We start from the raw sequence: 3,437 nt of genomic DNA on the forward strand, positions 1-3,437 counted from the left end.
AGCACGGGTACGCGGAGGACCCGGCCCTCCTCTTCGCCGACGAGGTCGCCACCTCCTCGTACGGGAACCAGCGCAGGTCCAGCGATTCGTCGCTGATCGCTTCGACCGCCTCGGCGGGCGCCAGCGCCGCGTACTGCACGTCCAGGTGCCAGTTGCACGGAGCCGGGATCGGATGCCGGTCGAGCCGCACCGGACCGCCCGGCAGCAGGGTCAGCCCGTCGGCGATGCCCGACTCCTCGACGGCCTCGCGCAGGGCGGCTCCGGCGAGCGAGGTGTCACCGGGCTCGCAGTGCCCGCCCATCTGGAGCCACATGCCGAGCTTCTTGTGCAGGGTCAGCAGTACGCGGCCCCGCACCGGGTCGATCACCAGCGCGCTGCCCGTGATGTGCCCCGCCTGGCAGGGCTTGTAGACCCCGTCCGGGTGCGCGGCCAGGTGCTCCAGGTACACCTCGCGCAGCTCGGCCTGGTCGCCCTGGCCCTCGTAGGACTTCAGTACCAGGACCGCGTCGTCGTACAGGCTCACTTCTTGTCGTCGCCGTCCTGCTCGCGCTGCTCGGCGGCCTCGCCGAGCATCTTGTCGATCTCGGAGAAGTCCAGCTGCTCCCGGTGCACGAACCCGTCCGGGTCGTCCAGGTCGGAGGCGGTCGGCAGCATGTCCGGGTGCTCCCACAGCCCGTCGCGCCCGTCCACGCCGCGCGCGTCGGTGAGCGAGGCCCACAGCCGCGAGGCGTCGCGCAGCCGGCGCGGCCGCAGCTCCAGCCCGATCAGCGTCGCGAAGGTCTGCTCCGCCGGGCCGCCCGAGGCGCGCCGCCGGCGCATGGTCTCGCGCATGGCGTCCGCCGAGGTCAGCCGGGGCTTGGCCGCCGCGTGCACGACCGCGTCCACCCAGCCCTCGACCAGCGCGAGAGCCGTCTCCAGGCGGGCCAGCGCGGCCTTCTGCTCGGGGGTGTCCTGCGGCTGGAACATGCCGCCCTGCAGGGCCTCCTGCAGTTGCTCCGGGTTCGACGGGTCGAGCTGGCCGACCACGTCCTCCAGCTTCGAGGTGTCGACCTTGATGCCCCGCGCGTACCCCTCGACCGCTCCGAAGAGGTGCGAGCGCAGCCACGGCACGTGCGCGAACAGACGCGCGTGGGCGGCCTCGCGCAGCGCCAGGTACAGCCGGACCTCGTCCGAGGAGACGCCCAGGTCCTTGCCGAAGCTCTCGATGTTCAGGGGCAGCAGCGCGGCCTTGCCGGCCGGGCCCAGCGGCAGCCCGATGTCGGTCGAGCCGACGACCTCGCCCGCGAGGGTGCCCACGGCCTGGCCGATCTGCTGGCCGAACATGGCCCCGCCCATGGAGCGCATCATGCCGAGCAGCGGGCCCGCCATGGCCTGCATCTCCTCGGGCAGGACGCCGCCCATGGCCGCGCCGACGCGCTCGGCGACCGGGTCCACGAGCTCCTTCCACACCGGGAGGGTCGCCTCGACCCACTCGGCGCGGCTCCACGCGACGGCCGTCGCCGCGCCCGACGGCAGCGAGGTGACGTCGTCGAGCCAGTGGTCGGCGAGGCGCACGGCCTCCTCGACCGCGGACTTCTCGGCGAGGCCGACGCTGGCGTCCTTGACCCCGTCCGGGGTGCCCTGCGCCACGGTCTGGCGGGCGATGTCCTTGGCCATGTCCCAGTTGACCGGACCACCCTCGTAGCTCAGCATCTGGCCGAGCTGCTGGAAGGCCGCGCCGAGGTCGTTCGGGTTCATCGAGCCGAACATCGCCGCGAAGGGGTTGTCGGCGCCGCCCTGGCCGCCGGCGCCTCCGGGCAGGCCCGTGCCGAACCCGAACGGGTTCGGGCCGCTCTGACCTCCCTGATTGCCCTTCTTCTTGCCCTCGTCGCCGTTTTCCGGCTCCTCCGGCGGAAGGCCGAATCCGAATGGGGTGTCGCTCACGGGTTTCCTCGGCTCGTAGGGCCGCCGGCGGGGGCCGGCGGGCAATGGTCGGACAACACCACCCAGCGTAGACACCAGACCCGCTTCCGGGCTCGGTGCTCCGTCGACTCCACGGCTGCGGCAGGATGGACATCACCTGGTAGGTACGCGTCACGGCGCGTCCCTACTGAAGACAACCGCTGGAGACGCCTGGTGAGTTCCCCGGATCCGCACGCTTTGGACAATCACGGCTCGGACGAGTACGGCCGAGAGCCGCACGAGGCCGAAAGCCGGGCTGAGCACGGTGACGGCGCCCAGGGCGTTCGCCAGCCGCGTAACCCGGCCGGTCCCGCGCGGCGCAGCCCCGTGATCGCCGTGACCGGCGCCGCGTCGGGGGTGGGCGCCGCGCTGGTGGCCCGGCTGGCCGCGTCCGACGAGGTCAAGCAGGTCGTCGCCATCGACGAGCGGCGCGGGGAGTGCGCGGCCGCGCAGTGGCACCTCCTGGACGTACGGGACCCGGCGATCGCGGAGAAGCTGCGCGGCGCGGACGTCGTCGTGCACCTGGCGCTCGACCTCGACCTGGAGACGGACCCGGCGGCCCGTACGGCGTACAACGTGCGCGGGACCCAGACCGTGCTCACCGCCGCCGCGGCGGCCGGCGTGCACCGGGTCGTGCTCTGCACCTCGGCGATGGTCTACGGAGCCCTGCCGGACAACGACATCCCGCTCTCCGAGGACGCCGAGCTGCGGGCCACCGCCGAGGCGACCGGCGTCGGCGACCTGCTGGAGATCGAGCGGCTGGGCCGCCGGGCCCCGCGCGCCCACCCGGGCCTGAACGTCACCGTGGTCCGCCCGGCCGTGCTGGTCGGCGGCACGGACACCGCGCTGACCCGGTACTTCGAGTCCCCGCGCCTGCTGGTGGTGGCCGGATCCCGCCCGACCTGGCAGTTCTGTCACGTCGAGGACCTGGTCAGCGCGCTGGAGTACGCGGCGCTGGAGAAGGTCGAGGGCGAGCTCGCGGTGGGCTGCGAGGGCTGGCTGGAGCAGGAGGAGGTCGAGGAGCTGAGCGGGATCCGCCGCATGGAGCTCCCGTCCGCCGTCGCGCTCGGCGCGGCGGCCCGGCTGCACCGGATCGGCCTGACCCCGTCCCCGGCCGGGGACCTCGCGTACACGATGCACCCGTGGGTGGTCAGCGTCAGCGGGCTGCACGCGGCGGGCTGGCGGCCGCGCTGGACCAACGAGGAGGTGCTGGCGGAGCTGCTCCAGGAGGTGGCGGGGCGGCACACGGTCGCGGGGCGCCGGCTGGGGCGCAAGGACGCTACCGCTGCGGGTGCGGCGGGTGCGACTGTTGCGCTGCTGGGCGCCGCCGCCGCGATCCGCGCTGCGCGCAGGCGCCGGGGCATCTGACCCCGGCGGGGTCGGGGCCGCCGTCCCGGTGCGGCGCCGTTGCCGGGGGCCGGCCCCCGGACCCCCGCGCCTCAAACGCCGGCGGGGCTGAAAGATCGCCTCAAACGCCGGCGGGGCTGGATGTGCCC

General features: G+C 74.0%; 3 protein-coding genes. 1 reads left to right on the forward strand and 2 read right to left on the reverse strand.

Features of this window, described 5'->3' with window-relative positions; translation table 11 throughout:
• The coding region (locus ACWGDE_RS37430) for an NUDIX hydrolase (protein WP_453393545.1) at positions 1-523 on the reverse strand (523 nt) is incomplete at its 3' end.
• Entirely contained in the window at positions 520-1,923 is a 1,404-nt protein-coding gene (locus tag ACWGDE_RS37435) for a zinc-dependent metalloprotease (RefSeq protein ID WP_453393546.1), read from the reverse strand. The genes ACWGDE_RS37430 and ACWGDE_RS37435, both read right to left, overlap by 4 nt.
• A gap of 192 nt (positions 1,924-2,115) precedes the next feature.
• Between ACWGDE_RS37435 and ACWGDE_RS37440 the strand changes: the two genes are divergently transcribed.
• Positions 2,116-3,309, forward strand: coding sequence for an SDR family oxidoreductase (locus ACWGDE_RS37440; protein WP_453393547.1), 1,194 nt, complete (start codon positions 2,116-2,118; stop codon positions 3,307-3,309).
• Positions 3,310-3,437 lie beyond the last annotated feature (128 nt).

This window comes from Streptomyces sp. NPDC054956 (assembly GCF_053609185.1).